The 24,995-nt window shown below is 68.3% G+C and carries 21 protein-coding genes; 10 read left to right on the forward strand and 11 right to left on the reverse strand.

The features are described from left to right. The gene (locus ACFXJ8_RS12915; RefSeq protein WP_379644040.1) at positions 1 to 1,098 is read left to right on the forward strand and encodes a TIR-like protein FxsC; all 1,098 of its coding nucleotides are present in this window, start codon (positions 1 to 3) and stop codon (positions 1,096 to 1,098) included. Further along, positions 1,095 to 4,913: an FxSxx-COOH system tetratricopeptide repeat protein gene (fxsT, locus tag ACFXJ8_RS12920; protein WP_379644041.1), complete on the forward strand. Its 3,819-nt coding sequence runs from the start codon at positions 1,095 to 1,097 to the stop codon at positions 4,911 to 4,913. The genes ACFXJ8_RS12915 and fxsT overlap by 4 nt, the downstream gene beginning before the upstream one ends. On the opposite strand, the gene ACFXJ8_RS12925 is transcribed toward fxsT, so the two are convergent. Next, on the reverse strand, positions 4,914 to 5,783 hold the full coding sequence (locus ACFXJ8_RS12925; RefSeq protein WP_379644042.1) for an alpha/beta fold hydrolase: 870 nt from the start codon (positions 5,781 to 5,783) through the stop codon (positions 4,914 to 4,916). It abuts the gene before it with no gap. A 71-nt stretch (positions 5,784 to 5,854) separates the two neighbouring features. Here ACFXJ8_RS12925 and ACFXJ8_RS12930 point away from each other — a divergent pair, with 71 nt between their 5' ends. Further along, entirely contained in the window at positions 5,855 to 6,028 is a 174-nt protein-coding gene (locus ACFXJ8_RS12930; RefSeq protein ID WP_379644043.1) for a CsbD family protein, read from the forward strand. A gap of 105 nt (positions 6,029 to 6,133) precedes the next feature. Here the strand turns inward: ACFXJ8_RS12930 and ACFXJ8_RS12935 are convergent, their stop codons facing one another. Then, on the reverse strand, positions 6,134 to 7,285 hold the full coding sequence (locus ACFXJ8_RS12935) for an ROK family protein (protein ID WP_379644044.1): 1,152 nt from the start codon (positions 7,283 to 7,285) through the stop codon (positions 6,134 to 6,136). 485 nt (positions 7,286 to 7,770) lie between these two features. Between ACFXJ8_RS12935 and ACFXJ8_RS12940 the strand changes: the two genes are divergently transcribed. The 6 genes from ACFXJ8_RS12940 to ACFXJ8_RS12965 all read left to right on the forward strand — a co-directional run bounded on the left by ACFXJ8_RS12940 (position 7,771) and on the right by ACFXJ8_RS12965 (position 12,570). Beyond that, positions 7,771 to 7,869: a zinc-binding dehydrogenase gene (locus ACFXJ8_RS12940; protein ID WP_379644065.1), complete on the forward strand. Its 99-nt coding sequence runs from the start codon at positions 7,771 to 7,773 to the stop codon at positions 7,867 to 7,869. Between the two features lie 250 nt (positions 7,870 to 8,119). After that, positions 8,120 to 9,274 (forward strand): serine hydrolase domain-containing protein, encoded by a 1,155-nt coding sequence (locus ACFXJ8_RS12945; protein WP_379644045.1) that lies wholly within the window; start codon positions 8,120 to 8,122, stop codon positions 9,272 to 9,274. Positions 9,275 to 9,356: 82 nt separating this feature from the next. Further along, positions 9,357 to 10,754, forward strand: coding sequence for an FAD-dependent oxidoreductase (locus ACFXJ8_RS12950; protein ID WP_379644046.1), 1,398 nt, complete (start codon positions 9,357 to 9,359; stop codon positions 10,752 to 10,754). A 28-nt stretch (positions 10,755 to 10,782) separates the two neighbouring features. Next, positions 10,783 to 10,932, forward strand: coding sequence for a hypothetical protein (locus tag ACFXJ8_RS12955; protein WP_379644047.1), 150 nt, complete (start codon positions 10,783 to 10,785; stop codon positions 10,930 to 10,932). Then, positions 10,929 to 12,149: an MFS transporter gene (locus ACFXJ8_RS12960; protein WP_379644048.1), complete on the forward strand. Its 1,221-nt coding sequence runs from the start codon at positions 10,929 to 10,931 to the stop codon at positions 12,147 to 12,149. Before ACFXJ8_RS12955 ends, ACFXJ8_RS12960 begins: the two co-directional genes overlap by 4 nt. Positions 12,150 to 12,180: 31 nt before the next feature. Next, entirely contained in the window at positions 12,181 to 12,570 is a 390-nt protein-coding gene (locus ACFXJ8_RS12965; protein ID WP_379644049.1) for a metalloregulator ArsR/SmtB family transcription factor, read from the forward strand. Between the two features lie 161 nt (positions 12,571 to 12,731). On the opposite strand, the gene ACFXJ8_RS12970 is transcribed toward ACFXJ8_RS12965, so the two are convergent. From ACFXJ8_RS12970 to ACFXJ8_RS13010, 9 genes are all read right to left on the reverse strand, one after another. After that, positions 12,732 to 13,151, reverse strand: coding sequence for an arsenate reductase ArsC (locus ACFXJ8_RS12970; RefSeq protein ID WP_379644050.1), 420 nt, complete (start codon positions 13,149 to 13,151; stop codon positions 12,732 to 12,734). Then, complete coding sequence (locus ACFXJ8_RS12975; protein ID WP_379644051.1) at positions 13,148 to 13,885, reverse strand: aquaporin; 738 nt, start codon at positions 13,883 to 13,885, stop codon at positions 13,148 to 13,150. The genes ACFXJ8_RS12970 and ACFXJ8_RS12975 overlap by 4 nt, the downstream gene beginning before the upstream one ends. Continuing rightward, entirely contained in the window at positions 13,882 to 14,229 is a 348-nt protein-coding gene (locus tag ACFXJ8_RS12980; RefSeq protein ID WP_379644052.1) for an ArsR/SmtB family transcription factor, read from the reverse strand. The genes ACFXJ8_RS12975 and ACFXJ8_RS12980 overlap by 4 nt, the downstream gene beginning before the upstream one ends. A gap of 53 nt (positions 14,230 to 14,282) precedes the next feature. Next, positions 14,283 to 15,500: a GNAT family N-acetyltransferase gene (locus ACFXJ8_RS12985; protein WP_379644053.1), complete on the reverse strand. Its 1,218-nt coding sequence runs from the start codon at positions 15,498 to 15,500 to the stop codon at positions 14,283 to 14,285. Between the two features lie 11 nt (positions 15,501 to 15,511). Further along, a complete protein-coding gene (locus ACFXJ8_RS12990) occupies positions 15,512 to 15,832 on the reverse strand; it encodes an ArsR/SmtB family transcription factor (protein ID WP_379644054.1) in 321 nt (106 codons plus the stop codon). A 1,018-nt stretch (positions 15,833 to 16,850) separates the two neighbouring features. After that, complete coding sequence (locus tag ACFXJ8_RS12995; RefSeq protein WP_379644055.1) at positions 16,851 to 17,330, reverse strand: hypothetical protein; 480 nt, start codon at positions 17,328 to 17,330, stop codon at positions 16,851 to 16,853. A 464-nt stretch (positions 17,331 to 17,794) separates the two neighbouring features. Next, complete coding sequence (locus tag ACFXJ8_RS13000) at positions 17,795 to 21,349, reverse strand: AAA domain-containing protein (RefSeq protein WP_379644056.1); 3,555 nt, start codon at positions 21,347 to 21,349, stop codon at positions 17,795 to 17,797. Further along, a complete protein-coding gene (locus ACFXJ8_RS13005; RefSeq protein ID WP_379644057.1) occupies positions 21,349 to 21,714 on the reverse strand; it encodes a hypothetical protein in 366 nt (121 codons plus the stop codon). Before ACFXJ8_RS13005 ends, ACFXJ8_RS13000 begins: the two co-directional genes overlap by 1 nt. Before the next feature lie 1,585 nt (positions 21,715 to 23,299). Further along, positions 23,300 to 24,532, reverse strand: coding sequence for an MFS transporter (locus ACFXJ8_RS13010; protein ID WP_379644058.1), 1,233 nt, complete (start codon positions 24,530 to 24,532; stop codon positions 23,300 to 23,302). A gap of 187 nt (positions 24,533 to 24,719) precedes the next feature. On the opposite strand from ACFXJ8_RS13010, the gene ACFXJ8_RS13015 reads away from it, so the two are divergent. After that, positions 24,720 to 24,995 (forward strand): transposase (locus ACFXJ8_RS13015; RefSeq protein ID WP_379644059.1); only part of this gene is annotated, 276 nt, incomplete at its 3' end.

Genomic DNA, 24,995 nt, shown 5'->3' on the forward strand with positions numbered 1-24,995 from the left:
TTGCCCGAATCCCCGTACTTCTTTCTGAGCTACCGGCGCAACGACGTGAGCGACCACTGGGTCGCTCGATTCTTCAAACACGTGTCCGACGACGTGCGCGCGGTCGCCAACGTCGAGCAGCCCGGCTTCATGGACAGGCAGGTGCCCGTCGGCGGCATCTGGCCCTCCCACGTCTCCCAGGCGTTATCGACGTGCAGGGTGTTCGTGCCGGTCTACTCGATGACTTACTTCGACAGCGAGCACTGCGGCAAGGAATGGGGCGCCTTCAGCCGTCGCTGCGGCCCCGGCTCCGAGGCGATCCTGCCGGTGCTGTGGGCTCCGCTGTACGACACGGTGGTGCCCGAATGCGCGGGCATTCTCAACTACGAGCACCTGGCCTTCGGCAAGGAGTACGCCAGAAGCGGCATCTACGGCGTCATGAAACTGCGCCGCTTCCGCGAGGCGTACAAGGAGGGCGTCTGGTGGCTGGCCCGCCGGATCATCGAGGTCGGCAGGACCGTGGAGGTGCCCCACCAGACCATCCCCGACTACCGCGAACAGCCGAACGCGTTCGCGACCGCCCAGACCGGCAGGCCGTACCACGTGACGGTGGTCGCGCCGCGCCTGGGCGCGCTGCCGGGTGAGCGCGACCCCGGCTTCTACGGCAGGTCGCCGCTCGACTGGAACCCTTTCGCCGGGCCCGGCACGCTCGCCGAGGCGGCGGCCGAGGTCGTCAGGCGGCAGGGGCTGCGGCCCGTCGTCGGCACGCTCGACGAGTACGGCGCCCGCGGCGACGGGCAGCAAGGTGGCGAGCAGGGCGTCGTGCTGCTCGACCCGTGGGCGCTGGCCGACAAAGGAGTGCGTGAGGCGGTGGCGGAGCTGACGGCCCCCGTGCTCGTGCCGTGGCACGACGGCGATCTCCAGAGCGTGTCGGAGCGCGGGCGGCTGGAGGGCACGCTGCGCGAGACGGTCGAGGCCAGGCCGATCTCCGACCTGGAGGCGCTGGCCGAGCTGATCAGGCAGGCGGAGTGGCGGCGGCTGCGCGAGGCCCCCGGGTACCCGCCGCCCGGTCCTTCGAGCGAGAAACCGAGGTTGAGCGGCCCAGAGGAGTGGTCATGAGCGAGGGCAGGATCATCACGTTCTACTCCTACAAGGGCGGCACGGGGCGCACGATGGCGCTGGCCAACGTGGCCTGGATCCTGGCCGCCAACGGCAGGAAGGTGCTGGCGCTCGACTGGGACCTCGAATCGCCCGGCCTGCACCGGTTCTTCCACCCCTTTCTGGACGCGGGGGTGATCAGCGCGACCCCCGGCGTCATCGAGCTGATCACCGACTACGCCTTCGCCGCGCTGCAACCGGTGGAGCGCGCCCCCGACTGGCACCTGGAGTACACGCAGGTGCTGCCGCGCGCGGTCTCCCTGGAGTACGACCACTTCCCCGGCAGCGGCACCATCGACTTCATCTCGGCCGGACGCCAGAACCGCGACTACTCCTCGCTGCTGTCGACCTTCGACTGGGACAACTTCTACGAACGGCTCGGCGGCGGCGTCTTCCTCGACGCGTTGCGCGCCGACATGCGCCGCCACTACGACTACGTGCTGATCGACAGCAGGACCGGGCTCAGCGACATCGCTGACATCTGCACCGTCCACTTCCCCGACATCCTCGTCGACTGCTTCACGCTCAGCGACCAGAGCATCGACGGCGCGGCGGCCGTGGCCAGGCACATCGACCAGCGCTACCGCGACAGAGGGATCAGGATCCTGCCCGTCCCGATGCGCATCGAGCCCGGCGAGAAGAGGAAGCTCGACGCGGGCCGGGCGCTGGCGCGCAGGCGCTTCGCCGGGTTCCCCAAGGGCGCGGACGCCGAGGGGTACTGGGCCACCATCGAGATCCCCTACGTGCCCTTCTACGCCTACGAGGAGACGCTCGCCGCCTTCGGCGAGGTGGCCGCCTCGACGACGTCGATCCTGGCCGCCTACGAGCGGCTGACCGCCGCGGTCACCGACGGCGACGTCACCGGGCTGCCGCCGGTCGTCGAGGAGGTGCGGGCCCACTTCATGTCGCTGTTCGAGCGCAGGCCGCCCGACCCCGAGGGGGAGGGGACACTGGCGCTCAGCTACGTCCCCGAGGACCGGATGTGGGCCGACTGGGTGGCCGCGCTGCTGCGCAGGAGCAGCATGAAGGTCGTGGTCGTCAGCGCCGACCTGCCCGAATGGGAGCAGAAGCTGTCCGGCGCGGCCAGGGTCGCCGCGCTCCTCTCGCCCGCCTACCAGCGCTCGCCCAGGACCAGGCACTTCCTCACCGAGCCGCCGCCGTACGTCGCCATCAGGGTCGGCGACCTGCCCACCGAGGAGGGCGTGCGCATCGACCAGCTCGTCGAGAGCGAGGCGGCCCAGGTGCTGCTGCGGGTCTTCGGCAGGGCGGGCCAGGCGGCCGAGCATCCCGCCGAGCCCGCCCCGATCGGTCCCCGCTACCCCGGCACACCGCCCAGGGTGTGGAACCTGCCGCCGCGCAACGCCGCCTTCACCGGCCGCGCCGCCGTCCTGGAGGAGCTGCGCAACCAGCTCGTCGGCACCGGGCAGGCGGTCGTGCTGCCGATGGCCCTGTACGGCCTCGGCGGCGTCGGCAAGACCCAGGTCGCGCTGGAGTACGCCTACCGGTTCATGGCCGACTACGACCTCGTGTGGTGGGTGTCGGCGGAGGAGCCCGCGGCCATCTCCGACAACTTCCTCGACGAGCTCGCCCCCAAGCTCGGGATCAAGCCGGAGGAGGCCACGGTCAAGGCCGTGCTGGAGAGCCTGCGGCGCGGCGAGCCGTACCAGAGATGGTTGTTGATCTTCGACAACGCCACCGAACTGGCCGAGCTCACCGACCACCTGCCCGTCGGGGCGGCGGGGCACGTGCTGATCACCTCGCGCAACCCCGCGTGGTCGAGTGTGGCCGCGCCGCTGGAGGTGGACGTGTTCAGCCGCGACGAGAGCGTGGAACACCTGCGCGGCCAGGTGCAGGGCCTGCAGGAGAGCGACGCGGAGAAGGTGGCGACGGCGCTGGGGTTCCTCCCGCTGGCCGTCGACCAGGCGGGCGCGTGGCTGCGCGAGACGGGGATGCCCGCCGGTGACTACGTGGAACTGCTCGAAAGCGAGCTGACCAGGGCGCTGCCCACCTTCAGGGGGCCCAAGCCGGTCGCCGCCACCTGGACCCTCTCCCTCGACCAGCTCATGCGCCGCTCGCCAGCGGCGGTGCGGCTGCTGCAACTGTGCGCGTTCTTCTCAGCCGACCCGATCTCGATGACCATGATCTACAGCGACGAGATGGTACGGCTGCTGCGCGAGCACGACGACAGCCTGCGCGAGAAGCTGATGCTCGGCAGCGTGATCAGGGAGATCAGCAGGTTCGCGCTGGCGCGGGTGGACCAGAGCGACAACACCATCCAGGTGCACCGCCTGGTGCAGGCCGTCATCCGCAGCCAGATGGACGAGGAGGCCCAGGAGCGGGCCTGCCACGACGTGCACACCGTGCTCGTCGGCGCCCGCCCACGCCAGGGCGACGTGGACAACCCGGAGAACTGGCCCCGCTACAGCCTGATCTGGCCGCACCTGACCCCCTCGCGGGCCGCCGAGTGCGGCGACGAGGACACCCGCCAGCTCCTCATCGACTCGGTGCGCTACTCCTGGAAGCGCGGCAACTTCGAGCGCGCCCTGGAGCGCGGCCGCCGGCTGGAGCGGGCCTGGCTCGACGCGCACGGGCCCGACCACTGGCAGACGCTCTACCTGCGCTTCCACCTGGCCAACGTGCTCAGGTCGCAGGGCCGCTACAAGGCGGCACGAGAGGAGGACGAGCAGGTCGTGGCCCTGCAGCGGGCCACGCTCGGCGAGCGGCACCCGCACACGCTCATGACCTCGGGCAGCCTCGCCGCCGACCTGCGCGGCCTCGGCGAGTTCCGGCAGGCGCTCACGCTCGACCAGAACACCTACGCCCAGTTCAAGGAGCTGTTCGGCGAGGAGCACCCGCGCACGCTCGCCGCCGCCAACAACCTGGCCGTCTCCTACCGGCTGGTCGGCGACTGCTTCTCGGCCAGGCAGATCGACCAGGAGACGCTGGAGCGGCGCAGGACGGTGCTCGGCGCCACGCATCCCTACACCCTCTTCTCCCAGGCCAACCTGGCGCGCGACCACAGGGAGGCGGGCCAGTTCGGGCTGTCGGTCGAGCTACTGCGCGACACGCTGGACAAGTACAAGGACGTGCTCGGCGACGACTTCCTCGACACGCTGCGCACCGCCAAGAGCCTGGCCGTCTCGCTGCGCAAGGCGGGGGAGCAGGCCGAGGCGCTGGAGCTGGCCAAGGAGACCTACGACCGCTACGTCCTGCACTATCCGGCCTCGCCGGAGACGAGGGCGGCCGAGCTGGAGTACGCGTGCTGCCTGTCGGCGCTGGACGACAAGCCGCAGGCGCGCCGGATCGCCACGGGGATCCTCGCCGACTTCCGGGCCAGCCTGGGCGCCACCCACCCCTACACGCTCGTCGTGGCCAACAACCTGATCACCTACCTGCGCGGCACCGGCGACGTGCGCGAGGCGTGCGCGCTCGGCGAGGAGACCCTGGAGGCCTTCAGGGTACGGCTGGCCGCCGACCACCCCTTCTCCCTGTCGTGCGCCGTCAACCACGCCAACTGCCTGGGCGACCTGGGCGACCTGGCCGCCGCCGAGACGCTCGAACGCGACACCGCCGCCCTGCTCAGGAGCGTGCTCGGCCCGCGGCACCCCGACACGCTCGCCTGCCGGGCCAACCTCGCCATCACCCTGCGCTCGACTGGGCAGCAGCGCGAGGTGCTCGGGCTGATGAGGGAGGTGCTGGGGGCCGACCATCCCAACATCGAGTCGCTGCGGGAGTGGCGGCGGATCAACAGGGACCTCGAACCGCAGCCGACCTGATCAGCCTGACCGCACCAGCCAGCGCAGCACGTCGGGCAGCACTGACAGCGCACCGAAGTGCGCCGCGCCCGGCTCCACGGCCACGACCGAGCCGGGGATCCGCTCGCCGAGCCAGCGGCAGTGCGCGACCGGCGAGAACACGTCGTCCTCGCCGTGCCACAGCAGCGTCGGCGTCTCGATCATCGCGGGGTCGAAGCCCCACGGCCTGGTGAAGGCCATGGCGTCGTCCACCCAGCCGTCCGCCGAGTGGCGCAGGCCCTCGGCGAAGTTGCGCCACAGCATCCTCCTGATGCCGTCGTCGGCCACCACCCTGCGGTCGGCCTCCGGCAGCTCGTGGAACAGGCCCGCGACGAGCTGGGCGGGGTTGGCCCTGATCCGCGCGGCCGCCTGCCCGAGGCGTTCGGCGATCACCTCGTATCCGGCGGAGGCGGCGCTGTACTCGATGACATTCGACTCGGCCATCCCGTCGAACCAGTCGAGGCCCTCGGCGGTGCGCGGCGCCAGGCCCACGAGCACGGCGGCCTTCGAGGTCCGCTCGGGCAGCAGCGCGGCGCAGGCGAGCGCGTGCGGCCCGCCCCCCGACCTGCCCACGACGGCGAACGCGTCGAGGCCGAGCGCGTCGGCGACCACGCTGACGTCGTCGACCGCGTCGCTGACCCGCCGTCCGCGCGCGGGATCGGACCCGCCGTACCCGGGACGGTCGAAGGTGATCAGCCGGACACCGAGCCGGTAGAGCACCGAGGCTCTGGGCCTGGGACCCAGCCTGCTGCCCGGAGTGCCGTGCAGCAGGAAGACGGGATGGCCGGTGGGTGACCCCCATTCCTCGACGGCGAGCTGCCTGCCCCGAGGAGTGCGCACGATCGTCGTCACAGGTGGGTTTATGCCCAGAAATCAGGGGCAGCGGATGGGGGCAATGCTCGCGCCCCGGGGGAGGCATGGTCATGGGGAAGACCGACAAGGCGAAGAACAAGATCCAGGAGACCAAGGGCAAGATCAAGGAGCGCCTCGGCGACGCGACCGACAACGAGTCGATGCAGGCCAAGGGAAGGACGCAGAAGGCCAAGGGCAGCCTCAAGCAGGCTGGCGAGAAGGTGAAGGACGCCTTCAAGAAGTGACCCGTCTTCAAGAAGTGACCCGTCTTCAAGAAGTGACCCGTCTTCAAGAAGTGACCATCGAAAGGCCGACTCCGGTTGCTCGGACCGGCCTTTCGAGGTTCTATGTCATAAGTTGCGCGCTCGCTCGAGCGGGTCGTCGGCCGACAGCAGCAGCGCGTTGATCTCGTCGACGGCCATGCACGCGGCGCCCAGCACCACGCAACTCTCCCCCAGTGCCGACAGCCGCAGCTCGGGCATGCGCAGGCACAGCGGCTCCAGCGCCCGGCGCAGCGGCTCCAGCAGCACGTCGCCCGAGCGGGAGAAGCCGCCGCCCAGCACCACCAGCTCGGGGTCGAGGGTGAGTACCATGGCCGCCGTGCCCACCGCGAGGTCGCTCGCGTAGCGCTCCACCGCCTCGACCGCCTCGGGATCACCGTTCCGTGCCGCGCTGAAGACCAGCCCCGCCACCTGGTCCGGCGGCGCGTCTGCGCACGAGGACACGCCCTCCAGGTGCTCGCCCATGCGCAGCCAGCGCACCGCCTCCAGCAGGCCCACCTCGCCCGCCCCGCCGCCGAACCCATGGTGCAGCCTGCCGTCGAGGATGAGTGCGGCGCCCGGCCGCCTGCCGACGTGCAGGTAGACCAGGTCGCGCACGTCGCGGGCCACGCCCATCCGCTGCTCGGCCAGCGCGGCCAGCCTGCTGTCGTTGGAGACCAGGACCGGCGCGTCGAACGTCGCCTTGACGTGCGCGGCCAGGTCCACGCCCGCCCAGTCGGGTATCGAATGGACGACGGTCACCTGGCCCTTACGGTTGACCACGCCCACCGTGCCCACGGCGACCGCCCAGATGTCGCGGGCGGTCAGACCCGCCATCGACAGGCAGGCGGCGGTGGCACGGTCCACGGCGGCCAGCCGTTCGCGGCGGGGGACGTCGGGGCTCACGGAGGTCCTGGCGCTGGCCACGACCTCGCCGTTCAGGTCGGTGATCGCGGCCAGGACCTTGTGCACGCCGATGTCGAGGCCCAGCACGTGACCGGCGTCGAAGCGGAACCGGTAGCGGCGGGCGGGCCTGCCCATGACCCCCTGGGCGGGCGGCACCTCGGCGACCCAGCCGCGTTCCCGCAGCTCGGCGACCACCTCGACAGCCGAGGCCCTGGACAGCCCCGTCCTCTTCGACAGCTCGGCGAGCGTCAGCGGCGCCGTCTCGCGCAGCACCCTAAGACAGGCCAGCGAATTGAGTTGCCGGAGCCTCCGGAGATCTCCTCCGCCGACGTCCACGGGCCACCTCTTGACGATTCCGGGGGACTAATGACGAAGTCCATTATTAACCGGCGGGCCGTCTACCAGTGCGGCTCGAAGGCAGCAGCGGAACGAGCCCCAGCACCGAGTCGCGCAGCGCCGTGAGCACTCACCAGGAGCGTCACCACGATCAGCCGCAGCAAACTCCTCATGCCGCCAGCAAAGCAGGGCCGGGATGCTTTGCCGACAACGAGCCCGCATCAGATGTGCCAAGGACGAAACGACTACGGCGTCTACGCCGAGCAGGCGATCGTCCCCGCGTCCGCGCTCCCGCACCGGCCCGACGGGGTCGACGCGGTGTCCGGCGCCGCGGTGTGGATGCCCTACCTCACCGCGTACGGCGCGCTGGTGGAAGTGGGCGGACTGCGCGCGGGCGACGTGGTGGCGCTGAACGCCGCCTCCAGCAGCGCCGGGCGGCGGCGTACGTCACCTCGGGGCTCCGCGCCGGAGCTTTCCGGCCGGTGGTGGATCGGGTGTTCTCGCTGGAAGAGATCGTGCAGGCCCACCATCATCTGGAGTCCGGCACCCAGTTCGGCAAAATCGTGGTGACCGTACCCCGCTGACGGTACGAATTGATAAGGTTACGTACCTTATTTCCGTTTTGGCCTCTTCGGTCATGCCGACACTCAGCCTGGTTGACCGCAGAGCACGGGGGCTGTGATGCCGGCACTGGGAATTCCCGACGCGCCCGGTTCTCAGGTGTCGCGTACCGCTCGCCGCATGGCTCCGCTGGCGGCGTGCGCTGCCCTGCTGATCGCGGGCTGTGCCTTGCCCTCAGAGGCGGTCCTCTCCCACGCGTCAGTCACCCCTACGGTGAGCCCCACCCCGTCGGCGCTGAAGCCCATCGATCCGGCCGTGCTCCAGTCCGCCGTCGAGCGTGCGGCGAAGAAGCTCACGGTTCCCGGCGCGGTGGTCCTGCTCCGGACCCCGCAGGGAACCTTCCGGGCGACCGTCGGCACCACCGAGCTGGGCACGGCCGAACCGCCCACCACGGGCGACCACTTCCGGATCGCCTCCAACACCAAGACCATGACGTCGGCGCTGATCATCCTCCTCGCCCAGGACGGCAGACTCCGGCTGAACGACCCGGTGTCCGCCTACGTTCCCGGAGTGCCCAACGGCGACCACATCACCATCGCCGAGCTGCTGAAGATGCGCAGCGGGCTCTACAACTACACCGACGCACCCGAACTCGCGGCGGCTATGGACGCCGACCCGGGCAAGGCCAGGACGCCGCAGGCGATGCTGGACATCGCGTTCCGGCGCCCGCCGAACTTCGCACCCGACGCGTCCTACGAGTACAACAACACCAACTACGCGCTGCTGGGTCTCGTCGCCGAGAAGGCGGGCGGCCACCCGCTGGCCCGGCAGTTCCGGGACCGGCTGTTCACTCCGCTCGGACTGGCGGGGACCTCGCTGCCCGCCGCCGACGACGTGTCCCTCCCCACCCCCTATTCGCACGGCTACATGTACGGCGGAACGGCCTACGCGCTGGTCGACCGGCCCTACCCGGCCGACATGCAGGCGGCGGCCCGATCCGGAAAGCTCCGGCCGGTTGACTACACCCACCAGAACCCCTCCTACGCCACCGCCGCCGGAGGCGTCATCTCCACCGCGGACGACCTGGCCACCTGGATCCGGGCGCTGGTGACGGGCAAGGTCCTCAACCCCGCGTTCCAGCAGCAGTGGCTGCACAGCCCGCAGGCCGAGGACCCGGTCGCGCCCGACGGGCAGAAGTACGGGTACGGCATCGCCCACCAGCGCTTCGGCCCGAACGCCTCGATGTACTACCACGGCGGCGAACTGCCCGGCTTCAACTCCTTCATCGGACACGACCCGGACCACGGGGTCACGCTCGTCGTCTGGACGAACCTGACCCTGTCGCCCGATGGCAGAACCACGGCCCAAGCCATGCTGCCCACCGTCCTCAACCAGGTCTACGCCGGCCTCTCCCTCCCCACCGACTAGCCGCGTCCTCTAATTTGACAAATATCGAAACAGTGCCCGATGCTACTTCGACAAGCGTCTAAACAGGTCGAGGAGCGCGAACATGAGTGACGGATGCTGCAGCACCACCACCCCTCTTGAGCTTGAGCAGACCGTGCCCACCGGCGAGCTCGGCCTCCTGCCGGTCGTGGTGATCGGCGCAGGGCCGGTCGGTCTGGCCGCCGCCGCCCACCTGGCCGAACGCGGCCAGGACTTCCTGGTCCTGGAAGCCGGTGACCAGATCGCCGCTTCCGTCGTGCAATGGGGCCACGTGCGGGTCTTCAGCCCGTGGACGTACAACATCGACGCCGCCGCCCGCCGCCTGCTGGAGGCCGCCGGCTGGACCGCGCCCGACGCCGACTGGCTGCCGACCGGCGCCGAGCTCATCGACGACTATCTCGCCCCGCTGGCCGAACTTTTCGGCCCAAGGGTACGGCTCGGCGCCAAGGTGACCGCGATCAGCCGTCTGGGCTACGACCGGGTCCGCACCAACGGCCGCGACGACACCCCGTTCCTCGTCCGCCTGCAGGACGGCGAGGAACTCCTGGCCCGCGCGGTCATTGACGCTTCCGGCACCTACACCAGCCCCAACGTGCTCGGCGCGAGCGGCCTGCCCGCCCACGGCGAGGCGACCATCGAGATCGACCACGCCCTACCCGACGTGCTCGGCGCCGACCGCGACCGCTACGAGGGCAAGCACACGCTGGTCGTCGGCGCCGGCCACTCGGCGGCCACCACGCTGCTCGCCCTCGCTCAACTGGAAAGCACGCCGATCACGTGGGCCATCCGCGCGGCGGGCGCCGGCCGTACCTATGGTGGCGGCGAAGCCGACGCGCTCCCCGCTCGCGGCGCGCTCGGCACCCGGCTGCGCGCGCACGTCGACGCCGGCCGTATCCGCCTGCTGACCGGCTTCTACACCCACCGCGTCGCCGCGACGGCCGAGGGCATCGAGGTGGTCAGCCGTGACCCGTCCGGCGCCGAGCAGTCCGTGACCGTCGACCAGATCGTGAGCGCGACCGGCTACCGACCCGACCACTCCATCGCCGCTGAGCTGCGCCTCGACCTCGACCCCGTCCTGGGATCGACCCGGCAGCTCGCACCGCTGATCGACCCCAACCAGCACTCCTGCGGCACCGTCCCCGCTCATGGCGCCGACGAGCTCAGCCACCCCGAAGCCGGCTACTACGCCGTGGGAGTCAAGAGCTACGGGCGCGCCCCGACGTTCCTCATGGCCACCGGCTACGAGCAGGTTCGCTCGGTCGCCGCGGCGATCGTCGGCGACTGGGAGGCCGCCAGGGACGTCCAGCTCGACCTGCCCGAGACCGGCGTCTGCTCCTCCAACCTCGCCGAGGCTCAGGAGAAGCGGGTCGGCCTGGCCACCGGCATCAGCGGCGGCCTGCTCGACACGCCGCTCCCGCTGGCCACCGTCTCGGCTTCGGCGGGCAGTAGTTGCTGCGGCTGACCCGGCCCCCACAGGGAAAGGACCTGGCATGTCCGACGGATATCCCACAGCAGCGCAGAGAGAGGCCCTGCGCCTCATCTGTGTGCACGGCCCGCTGAAGGCCGACGGGCTCGGCGAGCGCCTGGTCGCGGCCCGCCGTACCAGCGAGCTGATCGGCTGTCAGGGCGCGACCACATGAGCTCGACCGCCCCACAGGCCGCCGCTCCCACCAGGGACGGCGGCCACCGCCGTTTCAGCCGCGGCTGGCAGATCGTCGCGGCACTGGGAGTCACCCAGACCATCGGGTACGGCGTGCTCTACTACGCCTTCTCGGTCTTCCTCACCCCCATGGCCCGCGATCTGCGCGCCAGCAGCCCGCAGATCGCGACCGCACTCACCCTGTCGATCCTGATCGCCGCGCTGTCTGCCCCGCTGGTCGGCCGCCGGCTGGACGCCCGCGGCGGCCGCGCCCTGATGACAACCGGATCGATCCTCGGCACGGCAGCCGTCCTCGCCTGGTCCCAGGTCACGAACCTGCTCCAGCTGTATGCGGTGTTCGCCGTGATCGGCATCGCCTGCTCGATGGTGCTGTACGAATCCGCTTTCGCCGTCATCGTCTCCTGGTTCGACGGCAACGAGCGTGGCCGCGCCAACGCGCTGCTCGCGCTGACGGTCGTGGCCGGGTTCGCCTCCACGATCTTCCTGCCGCTCACCGGCCTGCTCGTCGACTCCTACGGCTGGCGCCACGCCCTGCTCGTGCTCGCCCTGATCTACGGTGTCGCCGCGATCCCGCTGCACGCACTCGTCCTGCGCCGCCGTACCCACACCCGGCCCCGCGCCGAGCGCAGCGAGATCGTCAGGACCGCCACCCGGCAGCGGCCGTTCTGGCTGCTGGTCATCGCCTTCACCGCCAACGGCGGCGCGGTCGCCGTGATGGCGGTGTTGCTCGTCAGCTACCTCATCCACCTCGGCCACTCGCCGGTCCTGGCCGCCACGCTGGCCGGCCTGCTCGGCGTGCTGTCGGTGACCGGCCGCCTGGTCACCACTGGCCTGCAGACCCGCCTGCCCGCCGCGCTCATCGCCGCCACGATCTTCGCCCTGCAGGGCGTCGCCGTCCTGATGCTGCCGTTGCTCGGGCGTACGGTGCCGGGAGCCGTCAGCTGCGTGCTGCTGTTCGGGCTCGGCTTCGGCATCGCCTCCATCACCCTGCCGCACCTGATCGTCGGCCGGTACGGCACGGCAGCCTATGCCTCCCTGTCCGGCCGTATCGCCGTCTTCTCGGTCGCCGACAAGGCTTTGGCCCCGCTGGGAGCGGTGGCCCTGGCGCAGGCGACCGGCTACGGCTGGGTGATGGGCGTGGTGGCTCTGGCCTGTACGGTCGCCGCGTTGGCTCTGGTCGCCTACCACCGCGTATAATTTCGATAACTTTCGAAGTAAGGGGTGCCGGATGACCGCCGTGACGAGCCAGTGCTGCGCACCGATCGCGCGCGAGCCGCTGTCGGAGAGCGACGCGGCCGAGCTGGCGGTGCTGCTCAAGGCGGTCGCCGACCCGGTACGGCTGCGCCTGCTGTCGATGATCGGCTCCCACGCGGGCGGCGAGGCCTGCGTGTGCGACCTGACCGACGCCTTCGACCTGACCGCGCCCACCATCTCGCACCACCTCAAGGTGCTACGCACCGCCGGGCTCATCGACGGTGAGCGGCGCGGCACCTGGGTCTACTACCGGATCATCCCCGAGGTGGTGAACAAGCTCGGCGCGCTGTTCACCCCGCTCGCCGAGCCGGCCCCCGCCACCGCGTCCAGCGGCCAGGTCGACGTGGAACTCCTTACCGTTTGACGGTGCGCCCTCGCGCCATCGATGTCCTGGTCAACGGCGGCGGCCAGGCCGGCTACGAGCCGTACCGGCCAGTGTGATCCGCATCCTGGCCATCATGCGCAGCCTGCCTGCCGCTCTCACGGCGTAACGCGCTGTTCGCGCATCCGTGCAGCTCCGGAAGGTCATACGGAGGCTGCGGGGCCGGCGTCCAGCTCCCTGATCAGCTTCTCCACCTTCGCCCGGATCTCGTCGCGGATCGGGCGGATGGCCTCGATGCCCTGCCCCGCGGGGTCGTCGAGCTTCCAGTCCTCATACCGCTTGCCGGGGAAGACCGGGCAGGCGTCGCCGCAGCCCATGGTGATGACCACGTCCGAGGCTTGGACGGCATCCGTGGTGAGGATCTTCGGCTGCCGGCCGGTGATGTCGACACCGACCTCCCGCATGGCCGCGACGGCCACCGGATTGATCCGGTCAGCGGGCGCCGATCCCGCGGAGCGGACCTCGATGCGGTCTCCGGCCAGATGGGTGAGCCATCCGGCGGCCATCTGGGAACGTCCTGCGTTGTGGACGCAGACGAACAGGACGCTGGGCTTGTCGCTCACGAGTGGATGCCTCTCTTCGCCGGCGACGTCGCGGGGATAGCGAGGTCAGGTTCGGGCGTGTCCGCGGTGGGGCGACCGTACAGGCCGTGCACCAGCAGCATGCCGAGGGTGCCACCGAGCAACTGCGCGGCGACGAAAGCCGCCAGTGAGGCGGGTGCGATGCCGGCGAAGGTGTCCGTGAAGGCGCGGGCGATGGTGACGGCGGGGTTGGCGAAGCTGGTGGAGGAGGTGAACCAGTAGGCCGAGCCGATGTAGGCGGCCACCGCCGCCGGGGCGGCAGCTGTACGGCCCGAGCGGGCAAGGCAGAAGATCAGCAGCACCAGGCCCGCTGTCGCGACGACCTCTCCCAGCCACAGGTGCGCGCTCGTCCGCGCGGTGGTCGACCAGGTGATCGCTGGCTTGTCGAACATGAGGTTGGCCAGCATCGCGCCGCCGATGCCGCCCACGACCTGTGCGGTGAGGTAGCCGCCCAACTCGCTCGCGGGCAGTCCGGTGCCGGTCCTGCGGCCCTGCCACCAGTCGGCCAGCGACACCACCGGGTTGAAATGAGCGCCGGAGACCGGCCCCAGGACGACGATGAGCACGCCGAGGCCGAGGACGGTGGCGGTGGAGTTCTGCAGCAGCTGCAGGCCCACGTCATCCGGCGACAAGGTCTGCGCCATGATTCCCGACCCGACGACCACCGTCACCAGCAGCCCGGTGCCGAGAAACTCGGCCAGCAGCCTGCGCCTCACCCGGTCACCTCGGCGGGTACGGCGAGCAGGCCCGACAACTCGGCGAGCCGGTCGGGCACGATCCGGTAGTACACCCAGGAGGCTCGCCGCTCGCTGGTGAGCAGTCCGACGTCCTTGAGCACCTTGAGATGGTGGCTGATCGTCGGCTGAGCCAGGTCGAAGCTCGCGGTCAGGTCGCACACACACGCCTCGCCGCCCTCGTGGCCGGCCACGATCGACACGATGCGCAGCCGTACCGGGTCGCCCAGCGCCTTGAACGCCCGCGCCAGCCCTGCCGCGCTCACCTCGTCCAGCGGTTCCCGCACCAGCGGCGCGCAGCAGTCCAGCACCGTCAGTTCATCCATGAGCGTCAATATTGACGGCCACGAATATCGGCACGGTAAAGCCGGGATGAACGTCAGACGCCGGTTGCCGAGCTCCGGCGCTCCATGAGGATCACGTCGCGCCAGACGCCGTGGTGCCGGCCGACTCGTTCGCGGGTGCCGATCACCCGGAAGCCCAGCGCCTGGTGGAGGGCGAGGCTGGCGGTGTTCTCCGGGAAGACGCCTGACTGGATCGTCCAGATCCCGGCATCTTCACTGGCCGCGATGAAGGCCGCCAGCAGGGCGCGGCCGATGCCGTGGGCCTGGCAGCCGGGGTGGACGTAGACGCTGTGTTCGATCACCCCGGCGTGTCTTGGGGATACTGGGGAGGCGGCGATCCAGCCGACCACGTCGCCGGTCTCGGTGTCGGCGGCGACGTAGCGGAGGTGCTTGTCCGCGGTGAAGCTCTCCCAGCTGGGGGCGGCGGTCTCGAAGCCGGCCTGTCCGGTGTCCAGTCCCGCCTGGTAGATGGCCAGCACCTCGGCGGCATCCGCGTCGCGCATCGGGCGGATCTCCAGGCCGGGGCCGATCACGGGTTTGACCGCCTGGACGATGGCCGAGTGGACCCCGTCACTGTGGTCGGCGGTGAGGGTGACCGAAGTGCCGACGAAACCGGTCGAGCGCAGCAGGTCGCGGTACTCGGCCACCTCCAGGGAACCGGCGACGCAGCCCACCCGCTGTTCGGCGGCGGCGCGCCGTACCGGATCGAGCGCGCCTTCGGTCACCATGTCGCTGATCCCCAGCCGTCCGCCCGGACGCAGGACCCGGAAGGCCTCGGCCAGCACGGCCGCCTTGTCGTCGGACAGGTTGATCACGCAGTTGGAGATGACGACGTCCACCGACCGGCCAGGCAGCGGGACGGCCTCGATGGTGCCGTGCAGGAACTCGACGTTGTCCGCGCCGGCCTCGGTGGCGTTGCGCCTGGCCAGTTCGATCATGTCGCCGCTGGCGTCCAGGCCGTAGACCTTGCCGTGCGGCCCGACCCTGCGGGCCGACAGCAGCGCGTCGATGCCACCGCCCGAGCCGAGGTCGAGTACGGTCTCCCCGGCGCGCAGCTCGGCGACGGCCACGGGGTTGCCGCAGCCGAGGCTGGCTCGGGCGGCGCCGCCGGGTAGCTCGGCGATGTCGTCGTAGGCGGCGCTGCCGAAGCAGCCCTTGTCGAACTCGTCGGACGAACAGTCGATGATCGTCTCGCCGGTCAGGGCGGCGCGAGCGAGTCCGGAGTAACGCTCGACCACTTCGTCGTGGGCCATGGTCGTCCCCTTCAGTCGCAGATCGGCTTGCCCATCACCACGTCGGCGGCGGTGGGGAAGCAGCTCACGCAGTTCTCGTTGATCCGGTACAGGCTGCTGGTGCCCTGCCGTTCGACCAGGACGAAGCGCACCTCGGCGAGGATCTTCAGGTGGTGTGACACGGTCGACTGGCCGACGCCGGAGGCGGTCACGATCTCGCCCACGGTCATCGGCTCGCGGCGGCGGGCCAGCAGCGACACGATCTGGATGCGCGTGGCGTCGGCCAGCGCTTTGAACCAGCTCGCGTACTCCTCGGCCGCGGCCCGGTCCAGGGGTTCGGCATCAATATTCATCGATAATCGACGATAGTCGATGAAGAGTGGAAGGGGAACCCCCTGGGGAGGATGAGGCGTTGTGGCGGCGCAGGGTTCGTCCGGCAAAGAGGCGCGATCTCCCGGAAACTCCTAAGCGTGTCCCAGGATGCTCGAATGGGCAGTTGGCGAGACCTGGTAAATCGAGTCATTCCATTCGCTGTGGGTCACTGTTGGTCTCAGAAACGACTCGAAATGGTAACGCCCCTCGTTTGGGAGGCGCATTGTCCTACCGGAGGATGGAAAACATCAACCTTGCGGTCAAACTTCTCTACCTTGCCACTCTTGGTGCATTTCCATCCAAGCTGGACCAGTGTCATCCTTCACATATGCCACTCGAATAGTGGCAAGCCAGCTATGGGATGGCCCTGGTCCAGCGCTAGTCCACATCGTCCTGGGGTCAGCGTCACGACCAGGGCCCCCATAGCAGGTCCCCCACGACCAGGAGGCCTACTTGAAGAAAACGTGCCGGACAAAAGGCCGACCGTCAAGCCCGAACGATCTGATCGTAGTAGTAATTATCATCTTGGTAGTAATCCTTCTCCGCCAAGGTGGATATACCACTACCGACTTCCAGGAAATTGTGACTAATGTCACGCTTATGGTGGGAGTCCTCTACAGCGGTAAGGGGATGCTCCGTCGCCAAAGTAAGCCGGCCCGGCCGTAGACCTCTGGCGGTGGCCCCGGGGAAGTAGGAGACCGAGCGCATTTTCGGAATGGTGGGCTCGACGGGTCTGGCGCGAGGTGTCCCGCTGGCGGGACCGGTAGCCGGTGCGCCGGTTGGTGCGTTCGTCACTGCGAGTGCCCTGTTGTTCACGGCCATCGTCTTCCTTCGATCTTGGTTTCGCGACCTGAAGGATCATGCGATGGCCGTCTTCATCGCGATTTAGCTGGGGGAATCGTGTACACCACGTCCGTGGAGCAGCCGCGGGATAGCGACGTCGATGGCTGGCGAACTGGTTCTGGCGCCTTCGTGCCGGGCTTCGGGTAGGCCGAGCTCTCACATGTTGATCGATGTGGAGACCTCGATGAGGTCGTCCCTTTCCTTGGCCATCTTCGTGCCTACGGCGTACAGCAGCGCTGCCGGGATGGCGAGCATCAGAAAGGGCACATAGCCGGCGCTCAGGTCGGCCTCGGTGAGCGACTCCAGGTCGAACGTCATCGACGTCAGGAACCGTTGCAGGGCATGGCCGACGACGGCCAGGGCGATGATCATGAAGAGTCGCCCGAACCGGTCCTTCCATCCCCGGCGGCGTGCGCCGCGCCAGATGATCCGGCCCATGGTGAGGACGAACATGCCCCAGAACACGACCGCCGCGCCCGAGGCCATACGCGCGGCGCCGCCACCGCGGAGCTCTCCGGCCTGGAAGACCTCCATGATCGGAAAGGCACCGAGTACGGCGATGCCGACGCCGGCGACGATGACCACGAAACCGATGAGATAGCAGAACGGGTTGGGGCGAATAGTCCGCTGCTCCATTCCTCCACGCTAGGGAACCAATCCCTGGGAGAGATGAGTAGCCCCCTACTCAATTCCGCCGAGATCGCTGAAGAGGCTCAGGAACGTCAGTCGCGCGACGACGGCCCTGCCGAAGAGGCCGGACAAGGAGGCGCGTGCCGACCGCCGGGCCGCTCGGCTGACCGGCGGTCAGTTGATCACAGCGACGACTACCTGCACGATTCGGGCAAGGCACCTCGTTAGTCCCTGACGGTGCCGCGCTGACGCCGACCGAAGCCGACCGGTCCGGTTGGCCACAGTGTCGCAGACGAGTGCCGCATAGCGGTTCCAGTTGCTTCGCGACAGGCCCGTGCGGCCCCAACATCCGGCCGGGCGGCGCCGCTACCTGGATCGGCTCACGCCGTACTTGATCGGGTTGAGCTGCGGGCCAGGCTGGGGCAGGAGCTCTCCAGAGGAGGTGAGTCGTGCGAGTCGAGATCCCCGGCTCAGGCGGTAGTACCGGGGTTCCTTCCCTCGGCATCCGAGCCGTAGAGCCGCCACGCCGCCAGCCGTACACTCTCGCGATTTGCGGAAGGGCTGGCCAGCAGGCGGGTTCGGATGCACTGCACGCGAAGGTGCTTGGCGAGATCGTCATCTGGCGCGCCACGATCCAGGAGGACGGCCAGGGTTCCGTCACGGCACACTGCGTCGGCGAGGTAACCGTCCAGCCGTACGTTCAGCTCGACATCCGGGCAGGCGTGTTCGGTGAGATGTCCGTAAAGTTTGAGCGCCATCGGGTCGGGAGAGACGTCGGCCGCGCCGTCGGAGCTGGCGAGTAACTCGGCTGCCACGCCGCCCTGTCTGCTCCAGAAGGACCGGTCGCCGAGGACCACGAGGTGGGCGCGGGCTCTGGTGATGGCCACGTTCCAGAGGTTGAGCTGCCGGTTCAGCCACATCACGGCGTTCTTACTCATGCTGTCGCTCGCAACCAGAGAGAGCACGATGATGTCGCGCTCGCCGCCCTGGAAGGTGTGTGCTGTCCCAGCGCGGACCCGGTCGTCTCCGGAGAGGTGATGTTTCAGGAGTTCGCTCTGGGCGCTGAAGGGGGTGACAATGCCGACGCTGATGTCGGCGCGGCGTTGTGTGACGCCCTTGGCCACCTCGATGGCCTTCCTGGCCTCCTCCTGATTCAGCCAGGATCCCGTTCTGCCACGCTGGGCCTTGCCTCGCAGGTCGATCCACGTGATTGCCGGACGGCCAAGGTTTCGTTGCCGGTGGACGTCGACCAACACGGTCAGCTGGCCGTTGTAGAAGAGCCGGTTGGAGACCTCGGCGATGTCCGGGTGGCAGCGGTAGTGCTCGTCGAGCAGCATCGTGCGGCCGACGGCGGTGGACGCGGCGTGAAAGGCTGAGTGCCGGTGATAGGCGAGGCGGCGTTCCTCCAGCCAGGCCGGATGTAGGCCTGCGAGCAGGACGTTGCGTGCTTCCTGGGCCGGGTCGAGGGTGGAGACGTGGGCGAGTTGCATGGGATCGCCGATGATGAGGGCTCTGTGGGCGCGGAACAGCAGCGGAAGGATTCCGGCGATGGAGCACTGGCTGGCTTCGTCGATGATCACCAGGTCGAACAACGCCGGATTGAGGGGAAGGCGTCGGGCGGACTGGTTGGTGACGGCCCAGCCACGTACATGGCGCAGCGCGCGAAGGAGCTCTCGCCAGTCGCCACCGCCCTGTGCGGAGGCTTGGATCAGCTCGACGATCTGCTGTCGTCCTTCCCTGCTTCCCCTTGCGATCTCGCATTGGAGCCGCTCCTGTGAGGCCTGGGTGACCTGCTCCCAGGCCGCTTCGTGTCTGGCGAGGAGGGACTCGGCGTCGTCCCGCGTGTCGAGCTGTTTGATCAGTCGGTGCCAGGAGGCCTGCGCCGCCGCGTAGCGAGCGAACGCCGCACAGGCCGCTTTGTCGGCGGGCACGGAAAGCCGGGCGCGTCGGAACAGCCACGCTCGTCGCCAACCTCCGAACAAGCGGGCTCGCGCGACCTTGGTCGCCCGGCGTTCCCAGGATTCCCACGACCCGCGGACCGCGTCCGGTGTGGAGCCAAGCTCGCTCAGGGCTGCCTCGCGGAGTTGGCCGGCCTGCAGAAGGTCACGCTCGAGTGCCGCCACCGCGGCGAGCTCTCCTCGGACTCTTTGAAGGTCGTCGAGGGCGGCTGCCAGCTTGGCGACGGTGGTGGCTCTGGTGGTGGAAGGCTGGGGAATGGACAAAAGTTGGCTCAGCCCTTTGCCTTCCTCCTCTCGCATCTTGCGGTTACCGCTTCGGATGAGGGCGCTGGGAGCCAACCGCTCGCATCGTTCCCAGACTTCTTGGACGGCTTGGTTATTGTTGGAGGCGACCAGCACTCGCTGTCCTGCACAGACCGCCGTGGCTACCGCGGCCACTACCAGCTGACTCTTTCCGGTGCCCGGGGGTCCTGTCGCAATAGTGACCCGTTCACGCATTGCTGAGGCCACGACGTTCTGCTGGCTCTCGTTGAGCGGCAAAGGGGCAACCAGTTGCCAGTCGGTGCTGGGTGCCGTGACTGGGGGGTCGAAGAGACCGGCCAGGGCCGTCTTGGGGATCTCGACGGCTCGCCTATGGAGCTCGTCAAGATCATTGAGTAGCTGCCGGATCGTGCTCTCATTGGGCTTGAGAGCGAAGAGCACAGCGGCGTTGCGCGCCCCGCTGGTGGGAGTGACCTGGTCGATGTCAGACGCCAGGAGCTCTGGTCGGAGCTCCTCCACGCAGTCGACTTCCAGCTCACGCAGGAGATGGCGGAGATCCCTCACCATCTCGGCATAACGCCCGCTGTGCCAGGTCGGCCGGTAGGTGGCCATCAGATTCTCGGCCTCCTCCTCACTCAAGAGGCCTGCGGCAAGCTGCGGGTTCGGCATGGCTGGGCCGAAGGCGACCAGCTCCTGATCGACGATATCGACCTGCCGGACGACCAGCGGGGCGATCGTCGGTGTGGCGAGGGCTCTGCCGTTCTTATCCCGGAACATCACTACGGTTGGGTAGCCATACCAGAGTTCGCTGTCCGGCTGCTGCGCCAGTAGTTCCTTGGTCTCGGGAGGGAGTTCCGCCCGGGAATCTCCGCAGAGGAGCCGTTCCTGGCCATGCATGTTGACCACGTCGTCTCGAGTCAATGGCCTCATGGTTTTGGACTCAGTGACCAGGCACGAACGGTAGTAGCTGATCAGCGCAGGCCAGCTGCCACCTCGCCGGACCGGCTCGCTCTTGGGAACTTCGCGATCTGAAGCCCTTGGTGGCTGGAGTTCAAGTGAGCGGCCGACCGCCGACCGGGCGAGGTCGATCCGGCCGGTCACGCCGTGAGCCGACTTGACCGGTGTCTGCGGCGCGGCCAACGAGCGTTGTCTCAGCTGGCTGCTCACATGATGGAACAGATCGTCCACCGAGACGATCCCGTCGCCGTCGTGATCGGCTCGACCGGTGAGCAGACCATTGACGATCTCTTCCGTGAAGACGGAAGGGTTGGCGCCCTCGCCGGCGAAGGAGGCCTGGCTGGCTCCGGAGGACGACAGCACATAGACGCCGCGACTGACCAGGGGTATGGCCGCCTCGGCCGACTTGGTGTCCCTGGTAGCGAATCCGTGGACGAAGCCGCCGCTCTGGCAGCAATCCAGGATGGCGACCTTCTGGGCGGCTCGGCAGAGCTCCAACTGCTCGTTGACGTAGGCAGCGCCGATGGCACTCTCTTCGATCCGCTGATGGGCGGTGTCGGCGGTTACGAAGAAAAACTCTCCTGTGCTTCGGGTCAGCCTCAGGCCGTGACCGGTGATGTAGAGGAGGGCGAGGTCCCCGGGGGTTGCCTGGCTGAAGAAGTCCACGATCTCATACCGCAGGTGTTCAGCGGCTGCATTCAGCGCCACCTGCACATCGTCGAAACCGCCGATAGCAGGGTGTTCGAGAACCTGCTTGAGCTGCCAAACGTCAGTGATGCATGAAGGAAGCGCAGCGTAGGTATCGTCGGAATAGACGGAGGTGCCGATGAGAAAGGCTCTTCTGGCCATTACGAGCCGTCTCTTCCGATAAAGTGTTCTAGTGCCTGAGCCGTAGCCGCGTCCAGTCTGCCGTCGATCTCTAACGTTTCGTCGCCGCGGGTCAACCGGACTTTTCGGTTGCGTTGTACGCTAGCCCATTCCCGAATCGCGGTGGCTGCCAGTTTGACGGCGCTCCCCGAGACGACGAGCCAGAAGGCGGCGTCTGCCCACACTGGAGCGTTTTTGCTGCCGGGAGCCGGATTTGCTATTGACTCAACCGGAATGGTCTCGACTCCGTTGATTCCGTCCAAGGCTTTTCGGATGGCGCGAAGCTCGCTTTCCTGTCGGATAATATCGCCATCGTCCGGAATCTCCAGTCGCAGCTGTCGGGTCATCATGAGCTCCCTTTCGTCGGAGGGGGATCATGAGTGTAAGGCAAATAGCCCCGAATGCTTACAGCTCTAGAAATGTCAGTCACGACTCTCGGTGAGGCGCGGTGCCTGCATGGCGAACTTCCTTTCGCCACTCCCAAGCGCGCGCGACCTGGTTCTCGGGTATGCGGCCGAGTCGGTGGTCACGCCGAAGGGCAGGCCTGGTCGGCCGAGTCGAGCACTCGCGGCGACACCAAGACGCCCAAGCCCCAGCTCGCAGCCAAAGCGCTCCGCGGGAACCATGCGAAGCAAATCGATCGCAGGGGGGATGCCGAGGAGGTCTACAGCATCAACTGAAGCCGATGATCACCGAAGGCACTGAGACCATGGACGCCATCTTCGGCGATAGCAGGATGAAGTCCAACCTTCAGAGATCGAAAAAGGGGCTCCGGATCGCTCCGAAACCCCTTCTCGCCTGCACTTACTGGGTCGGGGTGGCGGGATTTGAACCCACGGCCTCTTCGTCCCGAAGCAATTCGATCATATGTTCGGTCCGTGGTTTGGTGCCGTTGGCCTGTGTGAACGGGTCCGCGAACGTCCGCCGATGTCCGTGATCAACTTTGGCGGTTGTCACGCAGTTGGTCACGCAGGCTGAAACACTTGGTAGTGGTCCCACCTGCGACGACGTTCCCCAGAACCTTGTCGCGCCTTCCTTCGTCAACCTCACCGAACGGCAACGGTGCGTCCGGCGCCCGCTCGCCGTCGAGCGTGAAGCACGAGGAGAAGGGGACCCTTGTCCAGCATCAGCGACCTCCCGCCCGCTGCCCACAACCGAATCCTTCCCATGCCGCCGCCCTGGTGGAACCGTCGCCCCGTCGCGACCGGCTTCGTTATGGCCGTGGGGATCTCGATCGCTCTCGCCCTGCTGGCATTTGTTCCCGGCCCGCCCAAAGCTGTGCTTGCCGGATATGACAAGACGGCCTCCTCGCCGTCGTCCAGGCCCGTGCCACAGCAGACCGTGACAGTGACCCGGACAGTTGCTCCACCTGGTGTCCCCGCCACCGACGGCGACACCAGTCCCGACTGCGGAGCATCGCGCGAGTACCAGCAAGCTCCGCCACGCGGGTCACCAGGACCGGGGCGGGACCCGAGTGAAGGAAGCTCGCAGGACGCAACCACGCGGACACTGTGACCGCTTCGACGGCGTACGCCATCGTGTGCCGTGCGCTCCTCGCAGGGAGACACTGCCCCCCAGTGTTTCAGCCAATGTGCAGTGCTCTCGTGAGGCAGTGAGGGACACCGGGGACAACCCGTCCCCGCCAGTGTCCCTCAAATGAGAGTCCGATTCCGCAGGTCAATACCGATGCAGGGACAGCGGGGACACCGGGGACACATCCCCGCTTCTTCGTCTCTTCGAGACGATTAACGGGGCGCGTCTTCGGAGCCGCTGACGGAGGGGGCGCGTGGCTTCTGGCAGCCCATCCGGAAGTCTTGGGCCGGTGGGTGTTTCGGCGGCGAGTCGAGGGCCAAGCATCTGGCGGGCGGCTCCAAGGAGCTGTGCCTCGACGACATCGACTCGATCAGGCGCGACGTCGACACCCCCGATGACCTACGCGCGGCTGTCCTCCTTGGCGTCGGCGTCCACAGGGCCGCCGTCGTCCGTGATCTTGAGCTTTCGTACGGCGGGAGCCAGCACGAAGGGCAGGTGGGCCGCCGCGGTGCCGAGGCAGGCGATCCACAGGAGCTGGTGAACGGTGACGGCCTCGCCCAGCAACCCGCCGATGACACCGCCGAGCGGCAGCGAGCCCCACATGACGAAGCGGAGGCTGGCGTTCATCCTGCCGCGCAGGGCTTCTGGGCAGATCGCCTGGCGGTAGCTGCCCTGGGCGACGTTGAACATCACCCCGGCCAGGAAGACGAGCGCCATGCCGATCGGGTAGAGGGCGAGCCGCCAGCCGGGTCCGGTGAAGGCGACGAGCACGTTGAGCGGCACGATGGCGAGAGCTGCGCCGTACATCGTGGGGCCGTGACCGAAGCGGGCGATCACGCGCGGCGCGAGGAGCGCGCCGAACAGGCCGCCCACCCCCGCGCCCGAGATGATCAGGCCGTAACCGGCCGCGCCGACGCCCAACTCGTCGACCAGGTACAACGGCTGGACGATGGCCCAGATGCCGCTGATGAACATGTTCATGGCGCCGGCGAGGCCGATCAGGCGCAGGATGGGGTGGCCGAACACGTAGCGCAAGCCTTCCATGAGGCTCACGCGCCCTCCGGAGGGGGTCTCCTTGGCCTTGACGGTCGCCAGCAGGGTGGCGGAGATCATGTAGCTGACCGCGTCGGCCACGATGGCGATGGGCGCCGTGAGCGCCTGCACGAGCCAGCCGCCGAGCCCGGGGCCGAAGAGCACGGCGAGGCTGCGCACGGACTCCAGGGTCCCGACGCCCTTGGGCAGCTGCTCCTTGGTCACGATGGAGGGCAGGAAGCTCAGGTGGGCGACGTCGAAGAAGGCCGTGCCGATGCTGACGATCACGGCGACCGCGTAGAGCTGCGCCAGCGTGAGCGCCTCGAACAGCGCGGCGATCGGGATGGAGGCCAGGGACACCGCGCGCAGCACGTCGGCCGTCACCAGGATGGGCTTTCTGCGCAACCGGTCGACCCACACGCCGGCGGGCAGCCCGAAGAGGAGGAAACCGATCATCTCGGCGGCGCTGAGCAGGCCGAGCTCGAACGGGCCCGCGTCGAGCACCAGCAGCGCGACCAGCGGGAGGGCCACGCGCGTGACCTGGGTGCCGAACTGGCTGAAGCCGTCGGCGGTGACGTAACGACGGAAAGCGGGGGGCATCTGATCTACCCTAGGGGCGTGTTGGCGCGCTGCGAAATTTCAGCGAGCGGCATCAGCGGGGTGGGGGCTCTGACGCTTTCTCTGTGGAGCAATCACTCGCTGTTGCGCAGGCTCCTTGTAGTACTTCGTTAGGTGGTTGATCACTTCGTGTGATCAACCACCGCGCCGGATTCGAGATCATGGTGCGGTGACACCTGACGAGATGGCGCTCCTACGCCCGAGGTTGGAAGAATTCGCAGGTCGGATGCTGCGACGGGTGCTGCGCCGCCGCGATCAGCTGGCCACCGGTGAGCTGTACGTGCGCGGGTTGATGCTGGATGGTCGCCGCAAGTCCATGGATCCGATGGCGGAGCGGCTGGGCGTTGACGCGCAGCGTTTACAGCAATTCATGGCCGACTCAACCTGGGATTACGAGCCGGTCCGGGAGAATCTCACGCGCTGGGCATTGGAGCGGATCGCGCCC

It is taken from the genome of Nonomuraea sp. NPDC059194, from assembly GCF_042754765.1.
Lineage (GTDB): Bacteria > Actinomycetota > Actinomycetes > Streptosporangiales > Streptosporangiaceae > Nonomuraea.